This is a genomic window from Phenylobacterium sp. (assembly GCF_036963605.1).
Lineage (GTDB): Bacteria > Pseudomonadota > Alphaproteobacteria > Caulobacterales > Caulobacteraceae > Phenylobacterium.
This window is the reverse complement of sequence record NZ_JBALUY010000055.1, coordinates 1-23792: the sequence shown is the minus strand read 5'-3', so window position 1 is coordinate 23792 and position 23792 is coordinate 1. Positions and strand designations below refer to the sequence as shown.

General features: G+C 68.8%; 26 protein-coding genes, 2 tRNA genes and 1 riboswitch. Of the genes, 2 read left to right on the top strand and 26 right to left on the bottom strand.

The window, feature by feature from the left end; genetic code table 11:
- Positions 1-88: 88 nt before the first annotated feature.
- The 6 genes from V7702_RS11510 to V7702_RS11485 all read right to left on the bottom strand — a co-directional run bounded on the left by V7702_RS11510 (position 89) and on the right by V7702_RS11485 (position 4393).
- Positions 89-757, bottom strand: coding sequence for an alpha/beta hydrolase (locus V7702_RS11510; RefSeq protein ID WP_335650255.1), 669 nt, complete (start codon positions 755-757; stop codon positions 89-91).
- Positions 758-764: 7 nt separating this feature from the next.
- Complete coding sequence (locus tag V7702_RS11505) at positions 765-1868, bottom strand: fatty acid desaturase (RefSeq protein ID WP_335650254.1); 1104 nt, start codon at positions 1866-1868, stop codon at positions 765-767.
- Between the two features lie 215 nt (positions 1869-2083).
- A complete protein-coding gene (locus V7702_RS11500; protein WP_335650253.1) occupies positions 2084-2257 on the bottom strand; it encodes a hypothetical protein in 174 nt (57 codons plus the stop codon).
- Between the two features lie 60 nt (positions 2258-2317).
- Positions 2318-3046 carry a dienelactone hydrolase family protein gene (locus tag V7702_RS11495; RefSeq protein ID WP_335650252.1) on the bottom strand — a complete coding sequence of 243 codons (729 nt, stop codon included), beginning with the start codon at positions 3044-3046 and terminating at the stop codon, positions 2318-2320.
- Positions 3043-3612, bottom strand: a complete 570-nt coding sequence (locus tag V7702_RS11490; RefSeq protein ID WP_335650251.1) for a hypothetical protein — start codon at positions 3610-3612, stop codon at positions 3043-3045. The genes V7702_RS11495 and V7702_RS11490 overlap by 4 nt, the downstream gene beginning before the upstream one ends.
- 10 nt (positions 3613-3622) lie before the next feature.
- Complete coding sequence (locus V7702_RS11485) at positions 3623-4393, bottom strand: SDR family NAD(P)-dependent oxidoreductase (RefSeq protein ID WP_335650250.1); 771 nt, start codon at positions 4391-4393, stop codon at positions 3623-3625.
- Positions 4394-4581: 188 nt separating this feature from the next.
- Here V7702_RS11485 and V7702_RS11480 point away from each other — a divergent pair, with 188 nt between their 5' ends.
- Complete coding sequence (locus V7702_RS11480) at positions 4582-5781, top strand: parallel beta-helix domain-containing protein (protein WP_335650249.1); 1200 nt, start codon at positions 4582-4584, stop codon at positions 5779-5781.
- Complete coding sequence (locus V7702_RS11475; protein ID WP_335650248.1) at positions 5778-6839, top strand: SO2930 family diheme c-type cytochrome; 1062 nt, start codon at positions 5778-5780, stop codon at positions 6837-6839. The genes V7702_RS11480 and V7702_RS11475 overlap by 4 nt, the downstream gene beginning before the upstream one ends.
- On the opposite strand, the gene V7702_RS11470 is transcribed toward V7702_RS11475, so the two are convergent.
- From V7702_RS11470 to murA, 20 genes are all read right to left on the bottom strand, one after another.
- Complete coding sequence (locus V7702_RS11470) at positions 6836-7609, bottom strand: ABC transporter ATP-binding protein (protein ID WP_335650247.1); 774 nt, start codon at positions 7607-7609, stop codon at positions 6836-6838. The two genes, V7702_RS11475 and V7702_RS11470, sit on opposite strands and share 4 nt — an antisense overlap.
- Positions 7606-8598 carry a FecCD family ABC transporter permease gene (locus V7702_RS11465; protein ID WP_335650246.1) on the bottom strand — a complete coding sequence of 331 codons (993 nt, stop codon included), beginning with the start codon at positions 8596-8598 and terminating at the stop codon, positions 7606-7608. The genes V7702_RS11470 and V7702_RS11465 overlap by 4 nt, the downstream gene beginning before the upstream one ends.
- The gene (locus V7702_RS11460) at positions 8595-9461 is read right to left on the bottom strand and encodes an ABC transporter substrate-binding protein (RefSeq protein WP_335650245.1); all 867 of its coding nucleotides are present in this window, start codon (positions 9459-9461) and stop codon (positions 8595-8597) included. Before V7702_RS11460 ends, V7702_RS11465 begins: the two co-directional genes overlap by 4 nt.
- Complete coding sequence (locus V7702_RS11455; RefSeq protein ID WP_335650244.1) at positions 9461-11434, bottom strand: TonB-dependent receptor plug domain-containing protein; 1974 nt, start codon at positions 11432-11434, stop codon at positions 9461-9463. The genes V7702_RS11460 and V7702_RS11455 overlap by 1 nt, the downstream gene beginning before the upstream one ends.
- A gap of 165 nt (positions 11435-11599) precedes the next feature.
- A riboswitch (cobalamin riboswitch) is annotated at positions 11600-11790 on the bottom strand.
- Positions 11791-11851: 61 nt separating this feature from the next.
- Positions 11852-13306: an alkaline phosphatase gene (locus tag V7702_RS11450; protein WP_335650243.1), complete on the bottom strand. Its 1455-nt coding sequence runs from the start codon at positions 13304-13306 to the stop codon at positions 11852-11854.
- 151 nt (positions 13307-13457) lie between these two features.
- Positions 13458-13534: transfer RNA gene (locus tag V7702_RS11445), tRNA-His, on the bottom strand.
- Positions 13535-13668: 134 nt separating this feature from the next.
- Complete coding sequence (locus tag V7702_RS11440) at positions 13669-14373, bottom strand: energy transducer TonB (RefSeq protein ID WP_335650242.1); 705 nt, start codon at positions 14371-14373, stop codon at positions 13669-13671.
- Between the two features lie 12 nt (positions 14374-14385).
- Positions 14386-14817 (bottom strand): ExbD/TolR family protein, encoded by a 432-nt coding sequence (locus tag V7702_RS11435; RefSeq protein WP_335650241.1) that lies wholly within the window; start codon positions 14815-14817, stop codon positions 14386-14388.
- A gap of 5 nt (positions 14818-14822) precedes the next feature.
- Positions 14823-15725 carry a MotA/TolQ/ExbB proton channel family protein gene (locus V7702_RS11430; RefSeq protein ID WP_335650240.1) on the bottom strand — a complete coding sequence of 301 codons (903 nt, stop codon included), beginning with the start codon at positions 15723-15725 and terminating at the stop codon, positions 14823-14825.
- Positions 15726-16512: 787 nt separating this feature from the next.
- Positions 16513-16588 (bottom strand) — tRNA-Phe (locus V7702_RS11425).
- 81 nt (positions 16589-16669) lie between these two features.
- Positions 16670-16849, bottom strand: coding sequence for a DNA gyrase inhibitor YacG (locus tag V7702_RS11420; protein WP_335650239.1), 180 nt, complete (start codon positions 16847-16849; stop codon positions 16670-16672).
- Entirely contained in the window at positions 16846-17886 is a 1041-nt protein-coding gene (locus tag V7702_RS11415) for a ribonuclease E/G (RefSeq protein WP_335650238.1), read from the bottom strand. Before V7702_RS11415 ends, V7702_RS11420 begins: the two co-directional genes overlap by 4 nt.
- Positions 17883-18482, bottom strand: a complete 600-nt coding sequence (locus V7702_RS11410; protein WP_335650237.1) for a Maf family protein — start codon at positions 18480-18482, stop codon at positions 17883-17885. Before V7702_RS11410 ends, V7702_RS11415 begins: the two co-directional genes overlap by 4 nt.
- Before the next feature lie 2 nt (positions 18483-18484).
- Positions 18485-18703, bottom strand: coding sequence for a translation initiation factor IF-1 (gene infA / locus V7702_RS11405; protein WP_304711939.1), 219 nt, complete (start codon positions 18701-18703; stop codon positions 18485-18487).
- A gap of 114 nt (positions 18704-18817) precedes the next feature.
- Positions 18818-19279, bottom strand: coding sequence for an arsenate-mycothiol transferase ArsC (locus tag V7702_RS11400; protein ID WP_335650235.1), 462 nt, complete (start codon positions 19277-19279; stop codon positions 18818-18820).
- Positions 19280-19287: 8 nt separating this feature from the next.
- Positions 19288-19767 (bottom strand): UPF0262 family protein, encoded by a 480-nt coding sequence (locus V7702_RS11395; protein ID WP_335650234.1) that lies wholly within the window; start codon positions 19765-19767, stop codon positions 19288-19290.
- Positions 19768-20025: 258 nt separating this feature from the next.
- Complete coding sequence (locus V7702_RS11390; RefSeq protein ID WP_335650233.1) at positions 20026-20655, bottom strand: SH3 domain-containing protein; 630 nt, start codon at positions 20653-20655, stop codon at positions 20026-20028.
- A gap of 107 nt (positions 20656-20762) precedes the next feature.
- Positions 20763-22061: a histidinol dehydrogenase gene (gene hisD, locus V7702_RS11385; RefSeq protein WP_335650232.1), complete on the bottom strand. Its 1299-nt coding sequence runs from the start codon at positions 22059-22061 to the stop codon at positions 20763-20765.
- Between the two features lie 71 nt (positions 22062-22132).
- Complete coding sequence (locus V7702_RS11380; RefSeq protein ID WP_335650231.1) at positions 22133-22567, bottom strand: DUF2948 family protein; 435 nt, start codon at positions 22565-22567, stop codon at positions 22133-22135.
- A partial coding sequence (murA, locus tag V7702_RS11375) for a UDP-N-acetylglucosamine 1-carboxyvinyltransferase (protein WP_335650230.1) occupies positions 22560-23792 on the bottom strand: 1233 nt, incomplete at its 5' end. The genes V7702_RS11380 and murA, both read right to left, overlap by 8 nt.

Below are 23792 nucleotides of genomic sequence, written 5' to 3'. Positions count from 1 at the left end.
CTCGCTCCCATAAACCGGCGTCTGCTAGCGATCACGACGCCCCAAGGCGGCATCGGCCACGGGTGCATAGATGGCGAAGCTGCGCCCCCTACCCGGCCGCCCCCAACACCTGCGCCAGAAACTCGCCGCCCAGCCGCAGACCCGGCTCGTCGATGCTGTGGCCGAGGCCGGGGGAGGTGTGGGTGGTGATGGGAAAGTTCAGGCGGGTGAAGTCGGCTTGCGCCTGACCGAGCGCCGAGAAGGGCACCATGGGGTCGGCGTCGCCGTGGATCAGCAGCAGGGGCGGCCGGGTCTGGACCTCGGTCTCCAGGGCCTCGGGGTCGGCCAGCATGCCGGAATAGCCGACGACGCCGGCCAGGGCTTCGGGCCGGCGAGGCGCCACGTGCAGGGCCATCATGGTCCCCTGGCTGAAGCCGACCAGGGCCACCTTGCGGTTGGGCAGGTCGTAGGCGGCCCGGTGCATGTCGATGAAGGCGTTCACCAGGGGCGCGGCCAGGCGCACGCCGGCGGCGCGGCTTTCCCGCCCCAGGTCGGTCAGGGACCACCACTGATAGCCGCTCGGCGCGCCGGGGCAGGCCTCCGGCGCATTGGGCGACAGGAAGACGGTGTCGGGCAGGCTGGCTCGCCAATAGGGCACGAGCCCCATCAGGTCGGCGCCATTGGAGCCATAACCGTGCAGCAGGATCACCATGGACTGGGGATCGCGGCCGCTGGCCGGGGCGGCCATGGGTCCGGTGAGGCGGGTCAGGCTGGTCATGGCCAGGTCAGGTCTCGGGGTTGGCGGTGGCGCGGCTGGGGGTCTGGGCGTGGGCGCGGGCCGGGACATGGGCATGAGCGGCGGTGGGCGAGGTCTTGGCCGGATGGCTGCGGGTCACCTGGCTGAAGGCGACCAGACGGCCATTGGCCTCGTCCCACAGGGAGAGGCGCGCATAGCCGAAGCTTTCCAGCAGGCCGATGCGGCTCATGGCGCGCAGTTCTGGATGGTCGCGCATCACCTGACCCAGGCGGTAATAGGGGATGCGGCTCGACAGGTGGTGCACATGGTGGACGCCGATATTGGCCGTGAACCAGTGGAGCACCGGCGGCAGGTCGTACTGCGAGCTGCCCAGGAGCGCGAAGTCGTGGCGGTTCCACTCGCCATTCCGCGCCCATGCCACGCCCTCGTACTGATGCTGGACGAAGAACAGCCAGACCCCGGTGGTGGCGGCGACCAGCACGGTGGTCAGATAGATCATCAGCACCGGCCAGAGCCCGAAGACTGAGGCGGCGCCCGCGATCAGGACGGCGGCCACCGCGGTGGTCCCCAGGGTGCTGGCCCAGGGCCGCCAGCCCAGATGCATCAGGCCCACCGGCAGGCGGTTCTGCAGGAAGAAGGTGAAGGCCGGGCCCAGGCCAAACAGCACCAGCGGGTGGCGATAGAGCCGATAGCCGAGCCTGCGCAGGCGGGGCAGGGCGAGGTATTCGTCCACGGTGAGCAGGTCGATGCCCCCCAGCCCCCGGCGGTCCAGATTGCCGGAGGTGGCGTGGTGCATGTTGTGGGTGCGCCGCCAGTAGTCATAGGGCGTCAGGGTGAAGACGCCGATGGTCCGGCCGGCCCAGTTGTTGAGCCGGGCGTCACGGAAGAAGGCGCCGTGGCCGCAGTCGTGCTGGATCAGGAACAGCCTGACCAGGAACAGGCCCGCCGGCAGGGTCAGCAGCAGCGCCACCCACCACAGGCCGTTCTGATAGGCGACCCCGGCCAGGGTCCACAGCAGCAACAGGGGTCCGGCCGTGATCGCGATCTCGGCGGCGCTGCGGCCATGGCCAGGCTCATGATAGCTGGCGAGCAGGCGCGCCCAATTCGATCCGCCCGGCGTCTGTTCAGTCAATGTCGCATTTCCAGATGTGTCGGCCAGAGGTCTCGGGGGCCTGATGAACCAGCCCAGGCGTTGCTGATAGGGGCTGAACGCCGCAGATGAGCTTTTTTCGGGAGTCTCCCGAATATATCAACCGCGATCCGATGAATTCTGCGGCTCCTAATGTCGCGCCCCGCCGTGCCCGGACCCTCAGAAGCACGGGCTCGCGGCGGAACCAAGGCCTGTGGCTACCGTGGGCCTATTTCCAGGCCGTCTGGTCCCTTTTCGACGTCGTCGCCCAGGGGGTCGCCGTGGTCGGGAAGTTCGGGGACGTCCTGGCCGGGCGGGCCGTCGCTCGGCAGTTCCGCTGGCTGGTCTGGCCGTTCGCCGTCGGGATCGGGAAGGATTTCGGGGTCAGGCATCGGGGCTCCTTGCGGGGTTCACGCCCTCAACGCCGACGCGCAACCTCTTGATCCTCCGCCCTAGCTTAGATTGCGGCCGAACAGGGTGACCAGGCGCTCCCAGTGGCGCTCGGCCGCGGCCTTGTCGTAAGCCGCCCGCTGGGGGAAGGCGAAGCCGTGGGAGACGCCGGGATAGAGTTCGAGTTCGGTGGGCGCTTCGCGGGCTTCCAGCGACGCGGCCAGGTCGCGGACCATCTCCAGGGGCGCCCAGCGATCGGTTTCGGCGCAGGCGAAATAGAGCTCGGCCTGCGTCCGGTGCGCTGCCAGGTGCGGGCTGTCGGCCTTGTCGGTGACCAGATAGGTCCCGTAGATCGAGGCCGCCGCGGCGATCTTTTTGGGATGGCGAGCCGCAGCGTTGATCGAGAACTGGCCGCTCATGCAATAGCCCAGGCAGCCGGCGGGGCCCCTGGCCGCGGCGGCGTCCTGGCCGGCGAAGGCCAGCAGAGCATCGGCGTCGCTCATGACCATGGGGATGGTCAGGCCGTACATCAGCTCGCCCATCTTGGTGCGCACCGCCTCATCGGCCATGTCGCCGATCTCCATCACCCCGGCCCGGTGATAGAGATTGGGCAGCATGACGTAGTAGCCGCTGGTGGCCAGCCGCCGGGCCATGTCGCGCAGTTCCTCGCGGATTGCCGGGGCGTCCATGAAGAACAGGACCACCGGGTGTGGACCGTTCCGCTCCGGATGGACCACGAAGGTGGTCATGGGGCCGTCCGGGGTCGGGACCTCGTGGGTCTGCTCGATCATCCGGCGGTCTCCGGCGGCGGCACGAGCAGGCAGGCGCGCGCCAGGGACACCCGGGTCAGGTCGCGGCGGCGCAGGAAGATCTGCATGGCGTCCGTGGTCGGGTCCCGCGAGGTCTGCCATTCGCCGAGGTCGCGATATCGCGTCATGAGGAGAAGGCGTCGTGCGCCCTGGGCTCGATCCGTGGCACTCTCGTCCGCCAGGAAGAGGCCGAAGATCTTCGTCTCGAATCGGGCCTCGAAATCCGGCCAGGCCTGGCCGGAGAGGTCGATGAACTCGTCGACCGCATCCCCGTCGATGGTGAACCAGTTGTGGACATAGACGCCACCGGCCAAGGGCCGCGCGCCGGCGGTGGGGCGCAGGGTCGGCGACAGATCGTGCGCCTCAGCGCCCTCCAGGGCCGGCAGCGCGAAGCCGGCCTCCCCCAGCACCAGGGCCTGGTTGGAGGCGAAGCCCAGCAGGGGCGCGAAGACCGCCACGCAGCCGGCCTGGGCGTAGGCCTCGCGCGCCAGGTCGCGCACGGCGGTGCGTTCGCGGCTCAGTTCGGCCTGGAAATACCGATATTCCATGGGCTTGACCCTAGAAGTTCACGCGGCCGGAAATGGCGCCGTCCACCAGCATGTTGATCCCCGTGGTGAAGGCCGAGCGGGGGCTGGCGAGGAACACGGTGGCCGCGGCGATCTCTTCCGGCGTGGCCATGCGGCCGGTGGGATTGCGCTTGATCATGGTGTCGAAGAAGCCCGGCGCATTGGCCTTTACGTTGCCCCAGACGCCGCCCTCGAAGAAGACCGTGCCCGGCGAAACGACGTTGCAGCGCACGCCCTTGGGCGCGCCTTCCTTGGCCACGCCCTTGGCGTAGTGGATCAGGGCCGCCTTCATGGCGCCATAGGCCGAGGGGCCGCTGGCCTCAGCCGCCGAGACCGAGGAGGTGATGATGAAGGCCGCGTCCCCGCCGGCGCCGGCGGCCCTTTCCAGATAGGGCTTGGCCGCTTGATAGGTGCGCACCGCGCCCAGCATGTCGATCTCGAACATGGCGCGCCAGTCGTCCTCCGACCCGCCATTGACCAGCGCGCTGGCGTTGGAGACCAGGACGTCGAGGCCGCCCAGTTCCTTGGCCGCGTCCTCGACGAAGGCGGTGATCGCCGGCCCGTCGGCGATGTCCACCGCCCGGCCCCAGGCCTTGACGCCCTTGGCTTCCAGCGCCTTGACCGCGGCGTCGACGCCGTCTTGCCCGCGGGCGCAGACGGCCACATCGCAGCCCTCGTCGGCCAGCAGCTCGGCGATCGCCAGGCCGATCCCCCGCGACCCGCCGGTGACCACGGCCTTCTTGCCCTTCAGTTGCAGATCCATCGGTCTCTCCCTTGGCGTTTTCGGTGGTGTTGTTGGCCGACAGTTACGACGCGCCTTGGGCGGCGGATCAAGACCGCGCCCCGAGATTCCTGATCATTGTTCTGTTTGCCGTTGCGCCCCTGCCCGCCCGCCGCCAAGCTGACGGCAAGGCCCGCCGTCGAGAGCTGGGCTGCTTTGGGAGGATGACCATGCGGAGCTTCGCGCTCGCCCTTTGCGCCTTTGCGCTCGCTGCGCCGGCCTACGCCAAGACCATCGCTGTATCCCCAGGCCCCGACGCCCAGGAGGCGCTGCAACTGGCCCTGCTCGACGCCAAGCCTGGCGACATGGTCGAACTCGCCGCCGGCCGCTTCGAGCTGACCGACGGCCTGTCGCTCGATGTGGACGAGGTGACCATCAAGGGCGCCGGACCGGACGCCACGGTGCTGTCCTTCGACGGGCAGCAGGGCGGCGCCGAGGGCCTGCTGATCACTTCTGACAAGGTGACGGTGCGCGACCTGGCGGTGGAGAATTCCAAGGGCGACGGGGTCAAGTCCAAGGACGCCGACCAGATCAGCATGATCAATCTGCGGGTCGAATGGACCGGCGGGCCCAAGGCGACCAATGGCGCCTACGGGGTCTATCCTGTGGGCTCGTCCAATGTGCTGATCGATGGGGTGACCGTGCGCGGGGCCTCGGACGCCGGCATCTATGTGGGCCAGTCCAACACCATCATCGTCCGCAACAGCGTGGCCGAATTCAACGTCGCCGGGATCGAAATCGAGAATTCCAGCAGCGCCGACGTCTATGGCAACACCGTCACCCACAACACCGGCGGCATCCTGGTGTTCGACCTGCCCAACCTGCCAGTGATGGGCGGCCACTCCACCCGGGTGTTCGACAACAGGATCGTCAACAACGACACGCCCAACTTCGCACCGGAGGGCAATATCGTCGCCAGCGTGCCGGTGGGCGCAGGCGTCATGATCATGGCCAACCGCAACGTCCACGTCTTCGACAACGAGATCGACGGCAACCAGACCGCAGCCATCATGCTGGTGGGCTATACGCGCGAGTTCGACGACGAGAGCTACAACCCCATCCCCCGCGAGGTGGTGGTGCGCGACAACAGGATTGGCCGCAACGGCTGGGCGCCGGCCTTCCCGGGTGGGACGGAGTTGGCCGCCGCCGTCGGCGGCGCCCTGCCCCCGGTGATGTGGGACGGGGTGGCGCCGGCGGAGGGACCGCAGGCCATGCGGCTGACCGATGGTCCCGTGCTGAATCTCAACCTGCCGAAGTCTGGCGCCATGGATCAGGCCAATCCCTCGGTCACGCCGACCCTCGAACGCGGCGAAATCACCGAGCCGGCCGCCGTGGTCCTGCCCGAGGCCCAGGCCGCCCTGGCCTCATGAGGCGAGGCCTCGGCGCCCTGCTCGGCCTCGCCGCCCTGGCGCTGAGCGGGGCCGCAGAGGCCCCTGCCCCGGTCCGCCTGGACGTGGTGCTGGCCGAGACGCCGGCGCCGCGGCTGGCCGACTATGGCCTGTTCCAGGATGCCGCGGCCCGGACTCCCAGCCCCGGTTTGACGCCCTATGACCTGACTACGCCGCTGTTCAGCGACTATGCCGCCAAACATCGCTTCGTGTTCACGCCGCCGGGCAAGAGCGCGGCCTATCGATCTGACGGACCACTGGATTTTCCGATTGGCTCGGTGCTGGTCAAGACCTTCGCGTTCGCGCCGGACATGCGTACGCCGGCCGTCGGCGAGCGGTTTATCGAGACCCGACTGCTGATCCGCAAAGAGGCCGGCTGGACGGCGCTGGCCTATGTCTGGAACGCCGACCAGACCGAGGCGGTGCTCAAGCGCACCGGCGCCCGGCTGGAGGTCAGCTTCATCGATCCCTCGGGCGAGGCCCAGGCGATCAGCTATCTCGTGCCCAACCAGAACCAGTGCAAGACCTGCCACTCGGCGGACGGCGAGCTGGTCCCCATCGGCCCCAAGGCCCGCAATCTCAACCGCGACCTGGACTATGGCGAGCGCACCCAGAACCAGCTGGCCGCCTGGCGCAGACTGGGCCATCTGAGCGGCGGGCCAGCGCCTGGGCAGGCGCCTCGCACAGCGGCCTGGGACAATGCGGCCGAGGGTCTGGAGCCCCGCGCGCGGGCCTATCTCGACGCCAACTGCGCCCACTGCCACAACCCGGCCGGCATGGCCTCGACCAGCGGCCTGTTCCTGAACCTGGAGGAGAGGCGGCCGGCCCATCTGGGGATCAACAAGGCGCCGGTGGCCGCCGGCCGGGGATCGGGCGGGCTGCAGGTGTCCATCGATCCCGGCCATCCCGACCGCTCGATCATGGTCTATCGGATGGCCTCCACCGATCCTGGCGTGATGATGCCGGAACTGGGCCGCGCCCTGCCGCACAAGGAAGGCCTCGCCCTGGTGGCCGACTATATCGAGAGCCTTTCGCCCTAACCCCAGCGGCCAAGTATGTCGACGCTCAGGCCCTGTTCGGTCTCGCGCAGGCGCGCATCGATACCATAGGCGGCGGCGAGGCTTTCCGGGGTCATCGCCTCCGCCGGTCGGCCATCGGCCAGCACGCGTCCGTGTCCCAGCACCAGCACCCGGTCGGCCAGGCGGGCGGCCAGGGTCAGGTCGTGAAGTGTCAACAGCACGCCGCAGCCCTCCGCCGCTAGGCGGCGGAACAGGTCGCCCGTCTCCAGGGCGTGGCGAGGATCCAGCCCCGCAAAGGGCTCGTCGGCCAGCAGCCATTCCGGCTCGCCGGCCAGGGCCCGCGCGATCAAGGCCCGCGCCCGCTCCCCGCCTGACAGGGTGGTGATGTCGCGGAGGGCCAGTTCCTCGACCTGGGCGGCGGCCAGGGCGCGGTCGATGGCGGCCTCATCCGGCGCCGACAGCCCCCGGGCGCCGAGCCAGGGCAGACGCCCCAGGCCGACCACGGCGCGGACCTCCAGCCCCCAGGCGATTTCGGGAGTCTGCGGGATGAAGCCCAGCCGCTGGGCGCGACGGCGCGGTGCGAGGTCGAGCAGGACGTCTTCGCCCAGGCGCACCTCGCCACCCTTGGGCTGGGAAAGCCCGGCCAGGGCCGCCAGCAGGGTGGACTTGCCGGCTCCGTTGGCGCCGAGGATCGCCGTCACCTGGCCGGGGACGAACTGGGCGCTCACGCCGTCCAGCACGGTCCTGCGGCCGGCCTGAAGGTGGAGATTGCGGGCCTCGAGCAGGCTCATGACAGCCTCCGGCGCTGGACGAGGAGAAGACCCAGGAAGAAGGGGCCGCCCAGGGCCGCCATGGCCACCCCCAGCCGGACCTCGGCCGCCGAGGGGATCAAACGCACCAGGATGTCGCCGGCCAGGACGATCACCGCCCCGCCGAGCGCGCTGGGCAGCAGCAGGCCGGCCGGGCGGGGGCCAAGGAAGGGCCGCAGCAGATGGGGCGTCACCAGTCCGACGAAGCCGATCACGCCGGTGACCGCCACGCTGGCCCCGGCCGCCAGACCCACCCCCAGGGCCAGCAGCAGCCGGGTGCGGCTGAGGCTGATCCCGAGGGACTGGGCGCCGGCCTCGCCGAGCGTCAGGGCGTCCTGGGCGCGGCCGGTGGCGAGCAGCAGGCCGAGACCCACGGCGACGAAGGGGGCGGCCATCTGCAGGTCGGCCAGGCTGCGGTCGGTGAGCGACCCCATCAGCCAGTTGACGATCTCGTTCACCGCCCAGGGGTTGGGCGCCAGGTTGAGCGCCAGGGCGACGCCGGCGCCAGCGACGATGTTCAGGACGACTCCGGCCAGGACGAAGGTCACCGTGCCGGGCGCCGAGCCGGTCAGGCCGATGAGAACCAGCACGCCGATCAGGGCGCCGGCCATGGCGCAGAGCGGCATCAGCCAGGCGATCCCCGCCAGGGCGGGCACATAGAATCCGAAATAGAGGGAGACCACCGCGCCCAAGGCGGCCATGGAGGAAACGCCCAGAACCCCCGGATCAGCCAGGGGATTTCGCGTGTAGCCTTGCAAGGCTGCGCCGGACATACCGAGCGCTGCGCCCACCACCATGGCCAGCAGGGTGCGCGGAATCCGCAGCTCCAGGATGATGATCCAGCCGGGATCGCCGGTGCGCCAGGCGTCCAGGGGAACCCAGACCCGGCCAGCCATCAGGCTGATCGCCCCCAGGACCGCCAGGGCGGCGGCCAGGCCGATCATCACCGCGGAAGGTGAGAGCCGCCTCATGCCGCCCTCAGCACATTGCGCCGAGCGGCCGCCAGGGCTGCGGCCGTCTCGATCAACACCGGGCCGCCGCAATAGAGCAGTCGCTGGGGGAAGGCTTCCCGCTGCATCTTGTCAGAGATGCGCGTCAACGCCGGATGGCTCAGCACCCGGTCGGCCCAGGTCGGCGCGCCGGGCGCCGGCTGGCCGGCCAGCAGCACCTGAGGCGGATCGGCGATGATCTGCTCCAGGCCGATATTACCCCAGCGACCGAGGCCGTAGCGGGCGGCCACGTTTTCGAACCCGGTCCGCCGGAGCATCTCATCGGTCAGGGTGCCAGCGCCGGCGGCGAAGCCGTTGGGCTGGTAGACGATGGCAGTGAGTTTCGGCGCGCCGGGCGGCGGGGCGGCGGCGACCAGGGCTGCCTCTATGCGGGCGACCACCGCCTCGCCGCGCACAGTCTGGCCGAGCAGCCGGGCGACCTGGCGGATCTGGGCCAGACTGGCGGCCACGGTCTGGGGCACGTCGAACATGGCGGTGGGAATTCGCAGCCTGGCCAGGGCCTGGCGGGTGGCCGGGGCCGAGTGCTCGCTCATCAGCACCAGGCCCGGCCGCAGGGCCACCACCTCCTCGGCGGTCTCATAGGTGATCGGGATGTCGCGGGCGGCTTGGGCCAGGGTCGAGGCCTGGGCGTCCCGGGCATAGTGGGTCAGGGCGGCGATCTGGCGGCGCTCGGCCACATGGAACAGGATCACGTCCAGGCAGGGGTTGAGCGACACCACCCGCTGCGGCCGCGCCGGAGCAGCGCCGGCGAGGCCGAGCACCAGACCGCCCACCGCCGTGCGGCGGGTGAGCCGGCCTGACACAGACCTCGCCGGCTCAGCCATCAGAATCGCGCCCGGACGCCGAGCGCGCCAAAGCGGCCCAACTCGCCATAGCCGCGGGTCGAAGGATCGCGGTCGTCGAAGACGTTCTCCACCCGGCCATAGACCTCGAAGGTCTCGCTGATCGGCCAGGCGGCGCGGACGTCCAGTAGGGCGCGGGGCTCCAGGCGGTTGAGATTGGCCGCATCATCGAAGGCCTCGCCGATATAGCGCACGGCGATCGTCGCCGAGGCGCCCGCCGACCAGACGTGGGTGGCCGACATATAGCCCTGGTGCTCTGGCCGGCGCGCCAGCTGGTTCCCCTCATTGGCCGAGCCCGACACTGCATTGGTGGCGTCGGTCCAGGTGTAGTTGGCGGCCAGGTCGATGGGGCCGACCTTGGCCTGCCCGGTCAGCTCCAGGCCCTGGGCCTCGGTGCGCGCAATGTTGCTGTAATAGCCAAATCGCGTCACGCCGCCGACCGTGCAAAGCGGGTCGACGCCGGTGAAGCAGGAGACATAGTCGATCTGATTGTCGGTCTCGCGCTGGAACCAGGTGGCCGAAACTACGGCCAGGCCGCCGGCCAGCACCTGCTCGACGCCCAGGTCCCAGGCGTCGGCTTCTTCGGGCTCCAGCCCCAGATTCCCGTACTCGCTATAGAGCTGATAGAGGGTCGGCGCCTTGAAACCCTGGCCAAAGCTGGCCCGCACGATGGTGTTGCCGTCGTTCAGGGACCAGGCCAGCGCCGCCTGCCCCAGGGTCTGGCCGCCGAAGGTGTCGTGCTCGTCGCGGCGAAGGCCAGCCGTCAGAGTCAGGCCGGTGAGCAGCGGTCCCTGGACCTGGACATAGGCGCTGTCGAGATCGGCGCTGGCCGCCTGCGTCGGGGGATTGGGATCGAAGGCGCTGGGCGAGGCCGTGCGCATGCTGGCCTCTTCCCGCTCCAGACCGAACACAGTCTGCCACGCTTCGGTCAGGGCGAAGGTCCCCTGATACTCCCAGCGATCCACCTCGGAGAGGGCGTCGAAGGTGACGTCCGTCGCCGCCTGCGCCGGATTGAGGCTCTGGCGGTCGGTGCGGGTGCGGGAATAGGACAGGCGGTTCCGAAGCCGGTCGTCCAGCAGGGCGAGGTTCAGGCCCGCATAGCCCGCCAGTTCCTCGGTGACGCCATATTCGGGCGTATCGCCGAAGCTGTAGGCCGGCGCCGGATAGCCATCCACCTGGGCGCGGCCATAGGAATAGATTCCCCGCAGGTCGAGGGAGAGATTGTCGGTGATCTTGACCCCCAGGCGGCCATTGGCGCTGGTGTGCTGGAAGCCGTCGTCCTCGGCCCCGCCCGCAAAGGCCGAGACCCCGTCGGTGGTATAGTAGCCGGCGCCCAGACGCCAGACGACGCGCTCGCCGCCGCCGCCGATGCCGCCGCGGACATAGGCGGTGGCGTAGTCGCCGCCCTCCACGTCCAGGCTGGCCTCGAAGGGTTCGGTCGGCACGGTGGTGACCACATTGACCACGCCGCCGATGGCCTGGCTGCCCCAGAGGGTGGACTGGGCGCCGCGCAGGACCTCGACCCGGGCGACATCGCCGGTCAGCAGATTGGCGAAGTTGTAGCCGCCGCCGGGCTGGGCCACGTCGTTCAGCCGCACGCCGTCGATGACCACCAGGGTCTGGTCGGTCTCGGCGCCGCGGATCCGCAGGGCGGTGACCCCGCCCGGTCCGCCGTTGCGCGACAGGGTGACGCCGGCCGTGCGGCCCAGCAGGTCGGGCAGCAGGATGGCCTGGCTGGCCTCGATATCGGCCCGATCCAGGACGGTGATCGCCTGGGCGACCTCGGCCGCTGCGGTGGGGGCGCGATTGCCCGTGACGACGACGCCGCGCACGGCGTTGGAGGCCGCGGCCCCGGCCACGTCGGGCGCGGACGCCGGCTGGGCCAGGACGGGCGAGGCGAAGGCCGCCAGGACGGCGGTGGAAAGGGCGGCGTTGGAAAGCAGTGCGAGTCTCATCTGGGTCTATCCCCCTCGTTGACGACAACGAGCCGCGGGAGACGGAAGGACCACGGAGAGGACGAACGACGGGCGCGCGACCCCGCCGGGACCCACGCCACGCGCGGCCCTGGACGGTTGTCGCCACCCGGGAAGACCCGTTCGCATGGCGCACCCCGGCCAGACGAAGGACGACCGCGACAGGCAGGTCTCCTGGCTAGCGGGTCATCACCCTCTGCACGCCGCCTTCCCAGGCCCGAAGACCCAGTGGCTCATGGCGTGCGGGCTCGCCGCTTACAGTTGCGGGGGCAGCCCAGGTCTTTCACCTGAGTTCCCTTTTGATCCCCTTGCGGGGAACCTGTCACCGGGCAGCCCATAGGGGGGCTCGGGGCCTCCGTCAACGCTGACGCTGCTGCGGCCGCCGGAGCGCTTGGGTGTTCAGGGCGCCTCGACCGACAGGCGCAGGGCGTGGCGCATGACCTGGAACAGATAGGGCTGGTCCATGGAACCGGTCACCAGATAGGCGGCAGGCCCCTGCGCATAGGCCGGCACGTCCTCGCCGGCGTGGGCGGCGCTGGGCGAATAGACGCCGGCCTGGCGCACCTGATCGGCCGCCGTCACATCGATCCCCTCGAGGTTAGGACGCCCCTCCCCGTCCCGCGGCCCGCCGGGTCCCGTGGCGTAGGTCAGGATCGGCAGCGGCTTGCCGTCGGCGGCCAGGCGTGGCGCGCCGGTGGGGCCCTTGATCAGGCCCAGCACGTCGTCGCCCCGGCCGCCGCCATTGATCACCAGGCCATGGCTGTGGTCGGCGGTGACGAGGATCAGGGTTTCTGCCGGGTCGGTGAGCGCCATGGCCGCGGCGACGGCCTTCGACAACTCGACACCTTCGGTCAGAGAGGCGGCGATCAGGCCGGCATGGTGGGCCTTGTCGATATGGGCGGCCTCGACGAGCAACACGTAGCCCTGAGGCTCGGCCGCCAGGCGGACGATGGCCGCGCGGGTCATCTCCTCAAGGGTCGGCGCCTGCGGCGCGGCGGCCGGGCGGTCCACCTCGCGGGGCATGTGGGCGGTGGCGAAAAGACCGAGCACGTCGCGCCCTTCGGCCACCGCGGCGTCGAGGCCGTCGCGGTCGGTGACGAAGGCGGCGTCGGGTCGCGCCCCCCAGATTTCGGGCAGATCCTGGCCGTCCTTGCGCTGACCGCCGGCGGCTTCGGGACGGAAGAAGTTCAGGCCGCCGCCCAGGGCGATGTCGGGCCGCAGATCGTCCGGCGCCAGCACCAGCTGCGAGGCGATATCGACGCAGCCGGCCTCGCGCGCCGCCGCGGGCAGACTGACGTCGCTCTCCCAGCCGCGGTCTGGACTGTGAGCGTAGAAGGCCGCCGGCGTGGCGTCGGTGAGGGATGCGGTGGAGACCACGCCCACCGCCTTGCCCAGCTCGCGCTTGGCGCGCTGCGCCAGGGTCGGCACGTTGTGCGCCGGATCACAGACCCCACGACGCGCCCCGCCATCGACCCCGAGACCGCCATTGATCGTGCGATGGCCGGTGGTGATGGCCGAGGCGCCATTGGCTGAATCCGTCACCAGTCCGTCGGCGGAGTAGGTCCGCACCAGCCCCCCATAAGGCATGGTGTCGAAGGCCAGGTCATAGGAGGCGCCATCGACGCCGGCCCGCTGCCCGGCGAGGATGCGTGTAGCCGTAACGGTGGACACGCCCATGCCGTCGCCGATGAACAGGATGACGTTCTTGGCGGGTTCCGTAGCGGGCTGCCGGGCCAGGGCTGCCGCGAGTGCGGCCTGCGGCTCCTTCGCCTGGACGGCGCCGGCCGTCATGGAGATCGAAAGGGCGACGACGCCGGCCGCCAAGCCAGCGCGGGGACGGATACGAAGGGTCATGGACGCCTCTGCCTCGGCCCGCGCAACGCCGGCCAGCTAAGACGGCGGCTTATGCCCTGAATTCGTGACGTCCCTGCGAAGGTCGCCTGCGCGGAAGGCGCTCCGGCGACCGGGCGCAAAAAAGGCCCGATCTCTCGGGCCTCCAGCGCGATGGTACCACCTCTCGGGTTCGAACCGAGGACCTCCAGAGCCACAATCTGGCGCTCTAACCAACTGAGCTAAGGCGGCGCATCGCGAGGGATAGGGTTCTAGTGGCGCCGGCCAATGGGATCAAGAGCCATCGCCACAGGCGCGCAGGGCAAAGAAAAGGCCCCGGAGACCGAGGTCCCCGGGGCCGATTTCCTTGATCCCTACGTCGTCCCTTAGCCGGGAAGACGGAAGGAGATCGGGATCCGAACGGTGCCACCTTCGACGGGGGCGCCGTCGGCGGTGCGAGGACGCATCCGGAACAGTCGGGTCATCCGCATCGCGGCGCTGCCGAAGTCCTGATCTGCGGGGCTTTCTTCCACCACAGAGCAGTTTTCCAGCGTGCCACGCGCCGTGACCGAGCAGCTCAGAACCACCCGGCCCTCCGCTCCCATCCGCTGAGCGCGGTCAGGATAATAGCGGGCCACATCCTCGCCGCTGGGCAGACGGGCCCAGTCGGGATTGGTGATCACCGACGGACGCGGCGGCTCCGGCGGCGGCGCAGCCGGCGGCTTCGGCTGTTCGATCCGCTTTTCTACCGGCGGAACCGGCAGAGGCGGGATCGACGGCGCGTTCAGCGGCGGCGCCACAGGCGGACGCGGCTGCAGCTTGGGCGGCGGCGGCGGCGGTGTGTTCGTCGGCGGCGGCGGGGGCGGCGGAGGCGGCGGCGGCGGAGCGGGCTTGATGATCGCCACGTCCGTCACATCCTCCGAATACTCCCGATACTCCGGCTCGAACTTGGTCTTGTAGAGATAAAGACCCAGGGCCACATGCACGACGATCGAAACGACGATCGCAATGATGATGCCCTTGTTCCGCTTCGGCTTCGGCGCGTCGAACGGGCTGTGGTGAATGTGAGTCGTGTCACTGGTGTCAGACATGCCTCACCTCCCTCAATTGTCTTCTTCGCCGATGAGCGCCACGCTGTAGAACCCATTGTCCTGAAGCATGTTCATCACGCCCATGAAGTCACCGTACATGGTGTCCCTATCGGCGCGGATGAAGATCCGCTCGCGCTCCGGGTTCCGCTGCCCAATGTTCGATCGGAGATCGTCGCCCAGGGCCGACAGATCGGTGGCGAAGTCACCGATATAGATGGACCCGTTCGACTGGATCGAAATGTAGACCGGTTTAGGCGGGTTCGGAGATGGCTCGGCGACGGCTGGAGGAAGCGCGACCTGGACCGTTACGCTGGCCAGAGGCGCCGCCACCATGAAGATGATCAGGAGAACCAGCATGACGTCCACGAAGGGCGTCACATTGATTTCGCTGTTCTGCTCCGTTGCATACCTGCCACCCCCAGACCCTGAGAGTTTAGCGGCCATTGGGATTAGGCCCCCTTGTCGAGCTGCCGGGAAATCGCGTTCAGAAGTTCAGCGACATACCCTTCCGAACGGGCGCCGTAAGCGGAGATGCGCGTCTGGAAGTAGTTGTAGAAGATAACCGACGGGATAGCGGCGAAGAGGCCCATGCCGGTAGCGAGCAGGGCTTCGGCGATACCGGGCGCAACGACGGCCAGGTTGGTCGTGTTGGTGTTCGCGATACCGATGAACGAATACATGATCCCGTAGACGGTGCCGAACAGACCGATGAACGGACCGTTGGAGCCGACCGAGGCCAGGAACTGCATACCGCCCGAAAGGCGCTTGGCGAGCGAGGCTTGCACGCCGCTCACCGCGGCGATCGCGCGGGTGATGGTGGTTTCACGGTGTTCGCCAGCCACGTTCAGGCCCGCTTGACGCGAAACCTCAACTTCTTGGACGGCGGCCGCAGCCATGTCGGCCAGCGGATTGCCTTCGAACTCGTCGGACATGGCGATACGGCCGATGTCGTTGATGTTCTTGGCGCCCCGGAAGGCTTCCAGGAAGCGGTTGGATTGACGCTCCAGGCCAGCAAACTCGAAGAGCTTGGTGAGCAGCAGGGTCCAGGAGAAGATCGAGGCCAGGGCCAGGCCGATCAGAACGGCCTTACCGACCGGCTGAGCGTCCAGGAACATGGTCATGATGGTCAGTTCGCCGTGACCACCAACATCAGTCGAGACTTCTTCCGCCGGCGCTTCGGCTGCCGGAGCAGCATCGGCGGGGGCGGCAGTTTCGGCGGCCGGATCGGCAGGAGCCTCGGCGGCGGCCGGATCAGCAGGAGCGGCGTCCTGAGCGAACGCCGGCGCACCCATCACCAGCGCAGCGGCGCCAATGAGAGCGATGAAGGGGATCTTCCGTTTATTGTCGAGCATCTGTCGCCAGTTCCTAATGGTCTAGCACGTTTGGACCGAGGGTCGTCGCGCGAGAGCGTCTCCACCCTAGTTGAATAAGTCTGGCCCCGAGACGACTTTCGTCGCGCCGAGACCGAAACCGCTATCGCTGCACCCGACCCGTAGCGCCGCTCTTCCACATTCGTGTGAAGACCGGCGCCGCGATTGGGCGAGGCGAGACCGCCACACCTTTCGGAAAGCGGACCCTCACCGCAAAGTTAGACGTGCGGCGAGGCTCCTTTGGCAACCCCCAAACGGAGCGTCAAGTGCGAGAGCCCTCAGCTAACCGCCGATAATCTAATCAGAAATTTGGGTATTGCTGCGTCGCACAATATGAATTGGCTGCAATAATTGGCTAATCTCGCCCAGCCCGGGAAAGATATTGCTGCGTCGCAACAGGGCGTATAGAACGCCGGTTGGTCAATATGGGCAAATTCTGGCGAGAATCGCCCTGCCAGCGCTTAGCAATTGCGCACGCGGCCGCTGCTGAAGCGGCAAATGAGCGCGGCGCCCCCTCAAGTCAAGGCGATCACCTCTTTCGCGGCGCAACGAGGCCCTCCGCTGTCACTGGAAAGCCTCACCCTCGGCGCTGAACCGACCCAAGCCGGGTGGCGGCTTAGCCCCAGGGTATGGTCGAGCGAAGGAATAGTAGTCTGAGACGGCGGCTCAGGAACCTGCGCGTCCTCCCCGCTGGGCCAACCCGCCCGAAACGCGGGGAGAGCCCTCGCAACTCGGCTGCGGCGTGGATCAGATTCGCTGGGAAGGGAAGTGGTGCCTGGGGGCGGATTCGAACCACCGACACGCGGATTTTCAATCCGCTGCTCTACCAACTGAGCTACCCAGGCCTGGGCCCGCCGCGCGGGAGCCGCGTCTATAAAAGAGCCGCCGACCGAAGTCCAGCGCTCCGGACGCCGATCTTCTCAGACCTAGTCCTCGTCCTCGGAAACCTCTTCCTGCTCAACGGCCGGCACCGCATAGGCGCCGGTGAACCAGCGCTGCAGATCCACATCGGCGCAGCGCTTGGAACAGAACGGACGGAACTCGGGGTCGGCCGGCCTTCGGCAGATGGCGCATTTAGGCGTTTTGCTGACGGGGGCGCGGGTCATCGGGCGTGGACCTCGATCCGATCCCAAGGCGCGTCCGGATCGGCGCTGACCTCGAATCGCGCGCCGATGCGGGCCGCGAGCAGGGCCAGGGCCGGCTTGGCCGCCTCGGCCACCGCCGGCGCGCAGCGTCCCGAGAGCCGCCCACCCGGCGAGGCCCTGCCCTCGGCCTCCATCCGCCGGACCAGGCGCTGGGCCAGGGTTCGGGCCGAAACCCGTCCGGAGGCGTCGGTGAGAATGTCGGTCACGGGTCGGGTGCGCCTGGGCACGGTCAGCTCGATGGTGCCGAACCGGCTGATCGGGCCGATGGACACACCAGGATTGTCGGGATTGAAGGCGGCCCGCGCGGCGGCCATCAGGGCGGCGCCATCGTGCCCCCGCCCCGCCATGTCGAACACGACCAGGCCGCCGAGTCCTTTCAGGCGAAGGACCCGCGCGGCGACCCCAAGGGCTGCCAGGTTGGCCTGGCGGGTGACCCGCTTGGCCTCGGAGCCCTTGCGTTCTCCCACATCGACGTCGATCGCGGTCAGGGCCCGGGTGGGTTCAATGGCGATGCTGCCGCCGCCAGGAAGGGGATGGAGAATCTCCAGGGCCTCGGCCTCGGCCTCGTCGGCGATCTGGCGGGCGGCCTTGCCGGTGATCAGCTCGCCGTCCCTGGCCATTTCGCGCAGCTGGTCGAGGAGGCTCGGGGCCGGCGACAACAGGGCGGGATCTCCCTGGGCTGGGCCGATGAGGCGTGCTGTCGCCAGTTTCCCCACCCGCGCTTCGGTCCGGATTTCGATCTCGAGCGCTTCGCCCTGGCGGGGGCGGGCGTCAGGCTTGAAGGAGAGGCTGGCCTCGGCCCCCTCCCCCAGGTCGAGGAAGGCCATGGAGAGCGCCGGCTCCACATGCCGCACGCGGGCGCGCAGCCGGGCGCCCAGGGCCAGGCGCTGGGAATCGTCGTCCCGCTGGATCAGCAGTCGCTCTGGGCGATCGTCCAGAAGCACGCCGCCCCGGGTCTCCCCAAGGCCCTCGTCGATGAAGTAGGTCCGTCGGCTCATGCCGCGGGATAGCCCAGACCCTGCAACAGACAAAGGGTTTCATAGAGGGGCAGGCCGACCACGGCCGGATAGGACCCCTGCAGTCGCAGGACGAAGCCCCCAGCCCGGCCCTGAATTCCATAGCCGCCGGCCTTGCCGATCCCCTCCTGGCTCTGGAGGTAGGCGGCGATCTCGTTGGGGGCGAGACGCTTGAAGGTCACCCGGGTTTCCACCAGTCGCTCGGCGGTTCGTTCATCTGGGCCATGGACCGCCACCGCCGTATAGACCCGGTGCGTCCGGCCCGAGAGCAGGTCCAGGCAGGCGGCCACCTCCGCCTCGTTCTGCGCCTTGGGCAGCACCCGCCGGCCAACAGCCACCACCGTGTCGGCGGCCATCACATAGGCGTCGGGGTGAAAGGCTTTGACGGCGGCGGCCTTGGCGGCGGCCAGCCGCAGGGCCAGCAGCCGCGGCGTCTCGCCCCGCAACGGCGTCTCGTCGATGTCTGATGCGGCCACATGGTCCGGCGTCACGCCGATCTGGGCCAGCAGGTCCAGGCGGCGCGGGCTGGCCGAGGCCAGGACGAGACGGGGGGCGGCAGGCGCGGTCGGACTGGCCACGCCTAGCGGACGCGAAAGGTGATGCGGCCCTTGGTCAGATCGTAGGGGGTCATTTCCACCAGCACCTTGTCGCCGACCGCCACGCGAATGCGGTTCTTGCGCATCTTGCCGGCGGTATGTGCGACGATTTCATGCTCATTTTCGAGCCTTACGCGAAACATGGCGTTGGGCAGCACTTCGCTGACCACGCCGGGGAACTCCAACAGCTCTTCCTTAGCCATGCCGGCTCCATGGGCGCTCACCTAAGCGAACGGAACGCGCCTGGAATCGGGCCGCGAGCCGTCAACAGGGTGATCATAACCCAGGTTGTGGACGCCCCGGTAGAGCCCGGCGCGTCACTCGCCGTCCTCGCCAAACCGTTCCCGGATCCTCTGGGCCAAGGCGTCCCGGACCTCGCGATAGGCCGCCAGGCGATTCTCCCGCGGCCCGCCGGCCAGGGTCGGGTCGTGGGTCGGCCAGTATTCGATCTCGGCGGCCCGGTGGCGGGTCATTTCGACGGCCCGATGCTGCGCCTCCGGCGTCAGCGAAATCACCAGGTCGAAGGAATCATCGGTCAGGTCATCAAAGGTCTTTGGCCGGTGCCCCTCAAGGTCGAAGCCTTGCTCGGCCATCACCGCCTGGACAAATGGATCGGCGCCCTCGGCGTCGACATCGGGCTTCAGGCCGCAGGAGTCCACATAGACCCGGTCGCCCAGGATCTGCTTGGCCACCGCCTCGGCCATCGGCGAGCGAACACGGTTGAAGTTGCAGGCGAACAGAACGGCGCCGGGCAGCGGCGGATGAGACCCCGAACCCATTGGCGCACTCAGTTCCGGTGATGCAGGGCGCAGATCAGGGTGAACAGCCGCCGGGCGGTGTCGAGGTCCGTCTCGATCTTGCCCGCCAGCCTTGTCCGCAACAGTTCGGAGGCTTCGTTGTGCAGGCCGCGGCGGCCCATGTCCAAGGCCTCGATCTGGGCCGGCGTGGCGTTGCGGATGGCCTGGTAATAGCTCTCGCAGATCATGAAATAGTCTTTGATCAGCATCCGGAACGGCGAAAGCGACAGGATGTGGCGCTTCTCATAGGCTGGGCCACGCACGTCCAGCACCAGCCGGTTCTCCATCAGCCCCATGTGCAGGTCATAGGGCCCCTCCACCGCTCCATCGGGCGCGAAGTGGTTGGACTCCAGCAGGTCGAATATGGCGATCTGCCGCTCCTGCTCCTGGTCGCGCGAAATCGCGCCCAGCGAATCCTGGTCGATCTCGACGCTTTGCAGCCGGTGGTTCTTCTGGTCGTCGTCAGCCATGACGCTCTGGCGAAGTGCAGGAGCGCGTTCCGTAAACGTGGCGCCCGGTCTTACGGTCGAAACGCGCTCAAACTCTATGATCCAGAGCAGGATTCAACGATCAGGCGGTCCGCCTGATCGCACCATGCTCTAGGCGTCAGCTTTAGTGCAATCCGCCCCCCAACGTCATCCCGCCATGCGGGCGCAGGGCGCGTCCAGCCAAGAAAAATCCCCCGCCGCCGAAGCGACGGGGGATCTTCGCGCCGTCGAGGGCGGCTTCTAGTATCGATAGTTGGCGTGGCGATAGCCTTCGGGTTGGACATAGGCGCCGTGGACATAGCCTACGCCGACGCCGTTCTGGCCCACCAGCACCCAGTCGCTGCCCCGAACCCTGGCCAGGGCCTCGAAGCGCTGGCCGGCGCCCAGCTGACCGACCCGCGGGCTGTTGGTGGTCGGCGCGGCGCGCAGGTTCACTCTCGAGCGGGCGACCATGGCTCCCTCACCGCGGCTGAAGCTCGCCGGCGACAGGTTCCGGTCGAGGCGATAGCCGTCGTGAGTGTAGGTGGCCGGCTGGTTGTAGGCGTAGCCCTGGCCCTGGCCGTAACGGCGGTCCTGGTCGTCGTGCTGCAGCTTGCAACCGATCGCCGAGCCGGCCGCGGCCCCGACGACGGCGCCGAGCGCCGTACCTGTGCCCCGGTCGTTCTTGGCCAGGTTTGAGCCGGCAGCAGCGCCCAGCAGAGCGCCGATCAGGGCGCCGCCCTCCTGCTTGCCGCCGCTGGCGTTACAGCCCAGCACGCCGCCGAAATTCTGGGCCTGAGCGGCAGGCGCCGCGGCGGCCAGGAAAAGGGCGCTCATCATCGCGGTGGCGGCCGCGCCCGAGGCCAGTTTGGAAACACTCTTGTTCGGCATGACTTGCCTCCATCAGATCGAGTTCGCCGGGCCGCGAGGGGCCCTACGAGACCGACCTTAGAAGGCGCAGGCTGAACGCCCGCCCGACGCCGATTGACAGGTTTCGTTCAGCCTTTGGCGGCCGCGCCCTGACCAAGGCGCAGGGCGGCCGAGCGGGCGTGGGCCGGCAGGCCCTCGGCCTCCGCCAGGGCCACCGTAGCCGGCCCCAGGGCCTGAAAGGCCGCGGCGTCGCACTTCACAAACGAGGTCCGCTTGATGAAGTCGTAGATGGAAAGCCCCGAAGAGAATCGCGCCGCGCGGCTGGTGGGGAGCACATGGTTCGATCCCGCCACATAGTCGCCGATGGCTTCAGGCGCATGCCGGCCCAGGAACATCGCGCCGGCGTGACGCACCTGAGCAGCCAGCGCGTCGGGATCGGCGACGGCGAACTCCACGTGCTCGGGCGCCAGGCGGTCCACCAGGGCCGGCGCCTGCGCCAGCGGCGCAAGAATCACCGCCCCATGGTCGCGCCAGGAGGCTTCAGCCACCGCGCCGGTGCTCAGGGTGGAGATCTGAGCTTCGACCTCCACCTCCACCTTGGCGGCGAAATCGGCATCGTCGGTGATCAGGATCGATTGGGCGGCCGGGTCGTGCTCGGCCTGGGACAGGAGGTCGGCGGCGATCCAGTCGGGACGGTTCTGGGCGTCAGCGACCACGACGATCTCGGACGGGCCGGCCAGGGCGTCGATCCCCACCACCCCATAGACTCGCCGCTTGGCCGCGGTGACAAAGGCGTTGCCGGGACCAACGATCTTGTCCACCGGCGCGATCGGCCCGGCGCCATAGGCCAGGGCCGCCACCGCCTGGGCGCCGCCGACCCGCCAGATCTCCGTGACGCCCGCCGCCTTGGCCGCCGCCAGCACCGCCGGCTGCAAGCGCCCGGGCGGCGTGACCATGGCGATCCGGGACACGCCGGCCACCGCGGCCGGCACGGCGTTCATCAGCACGGTGGAGGGATAGGCCGCGCGGCCGCCAGGCACATAGATCCCCACGGCCTCGATCGGCGTCCAGCGCCAGCCCATCTCGACCCCGGCCTCATCGGTGAAGCGGGCGTCGGCGGGCCGCTGCAGTTCGTGATAACTGCGGATGCGGGCGGCGGCGAAATCGATCGCCTCGCGGACCTCCTGCGGACAGGCCGCCGCGCCCGCCTCGATCTCCTCAGACGTGACCCGCAAATCTGCTTCGGCGATCTCCACCCCATCGAACTGCGCGCCATAGCGCAGCAACGCGGGCAAGCCCTCGCTGCGCACAGCCGCCAGCACGTCGCGCACGATAGCTTCGACGTCTTCGGGCGTGTCGCGGCGCTCGTTCACCAGGGCGGCGAAGCGGGCTTCAAAATCGGGATCGGAAAAGAGAAAACGGCGCATGGCCTGGCTATGTAGCGATCCCGGCCGTCCAGCGCCATGGCGTCGCAGCCACAGGGATGGATCGGCGGCAGCTAAGTCTCGTGTCGCGGAATCCTGGGGGTCGGCCAAGGCTCGGAAACATCGGCCAGCACGGCCTCGATGCATTCAACCTTGACCTTGAGGTCGCCGCCACCCGCGAAGTTCAGCACCACGGCGCCCCCGGGGGGTTCAGCGTCCGACTCAAAGGTGATGGCCAGCAGCTCAACCACCGCGTCAGGCGCATCGCGCCGCAGCCGCCGCGCCTCAACCTGTTCCACCGACCCCAACTGAAGGGCGCTACGCACGCGCGAGCCTCCACCGGCTTCCCAGCGATAGCGGTTGAACAAGATCGTCAGTAGCCGGCCCTGGGCTTCGAAGCGGACATCGCCGAGCTTGGCCACCGCATCCTGAAGGGCCGCCGAGATCACCGACAGATCCTCTGCGTCCTCAGCCCGAAGCTTCAGGCGCCCACGGGAAACGTCAGGCATCGGCGGTCATGTCCTCGATCATTTCCGCGCCCTTCAGGCGCCGGATCTTGGCCCCACAGGCGCCGAGCTTGGTCTCGAGGCGTTCGAAACCCCGGTCGAGGTGATAGACGCGGCCAACCTCCGTCTCGCCCTTGGCCGCAAGTCCCGCGATCACCAGGCTGACCGAGGCGCGAAGGTCGGTGGCCATCACCTGGGCGCCGTTCAGGCTTGAAACCCCGCGCACCCGAGCCTCGCCGCCCTGGATGGCGATGTCGGCGCCCAGCCGCGCCAGTTCCGGGGCGTGCATGAACCGGTTCTCGAAGATGGTCTCGCGGATCACCGATTCGCCGTCGGCTAGGGTCATCAAGGCCATGAACTGGGCCTGCAGGTCGGTGGCGAAGCCGGGATAGGGATCAGTCTCGATCGCCACGGCCGCCAGGCGCCGACCATTGCGCTTGATGGTCACGCCGTCATTGTGATGGGTCACATCGACCCCGGCCTCTTCCATCTTGTCCAGCAGGTTGGCGATGAAGTCGCTGCGGGTGCGGGTGAGACGCACCTCGCCCCCGGCCATGGCCGCAGCCAGAGCGAAGGTGCCGGTCTCAATCCGATCGGGAATGACCGAGTGCGTGGCGCCGCCCAGCCGGCTGACGCCCTGGATACGGATCACGTCCATGCCCGCCCCACTGACCCGCGCGCCCATCTTGTTCAGACAGTCCGCCAAGTCGACGATCTCAGGCTCACAGGCCGCGTTGCGCAGCACGGTCTCGCCCTCGGCCAGCACCGCCGCCAGCATGGCGTGCTCGGTGGCGCCCACCGAGACGAACGGAAAGGCGATCTCCGCCCCGACCAAGCCCCGCGGCGCCTGGGCGTACACATAGCCCTCATGCAGATCGATATGGGCGCCGAGCGCCCGCAGGGCCGAGAGGTGGAGGTCCACCGGCCGGGCGCCGATGGTGCAGCCGCCCGGCAGCGAGACCTTGGCCTGACCCGACCGGGCCAGCAGCGGCCCCAGCACATTGAACGAGGCGCGCATCTGGCGGACCAGGTCGTAGGGCGCGATGGCGCTGATGATCTCAGGGGTCTGAAGCACGGTTTCCGCGCCGTCCGGCCCGTCCCGCTCCTCGACGCCGGCGCCCAGACGCGAGAGCAGCTTGCCGAGGAACCGCGTGTCGGCCAGGCGCGGCATGTTGGTCAGCCGCAGAGGCTCGCTCGTCAGAAGACTGGCGGCCATCAGCTTGATGGC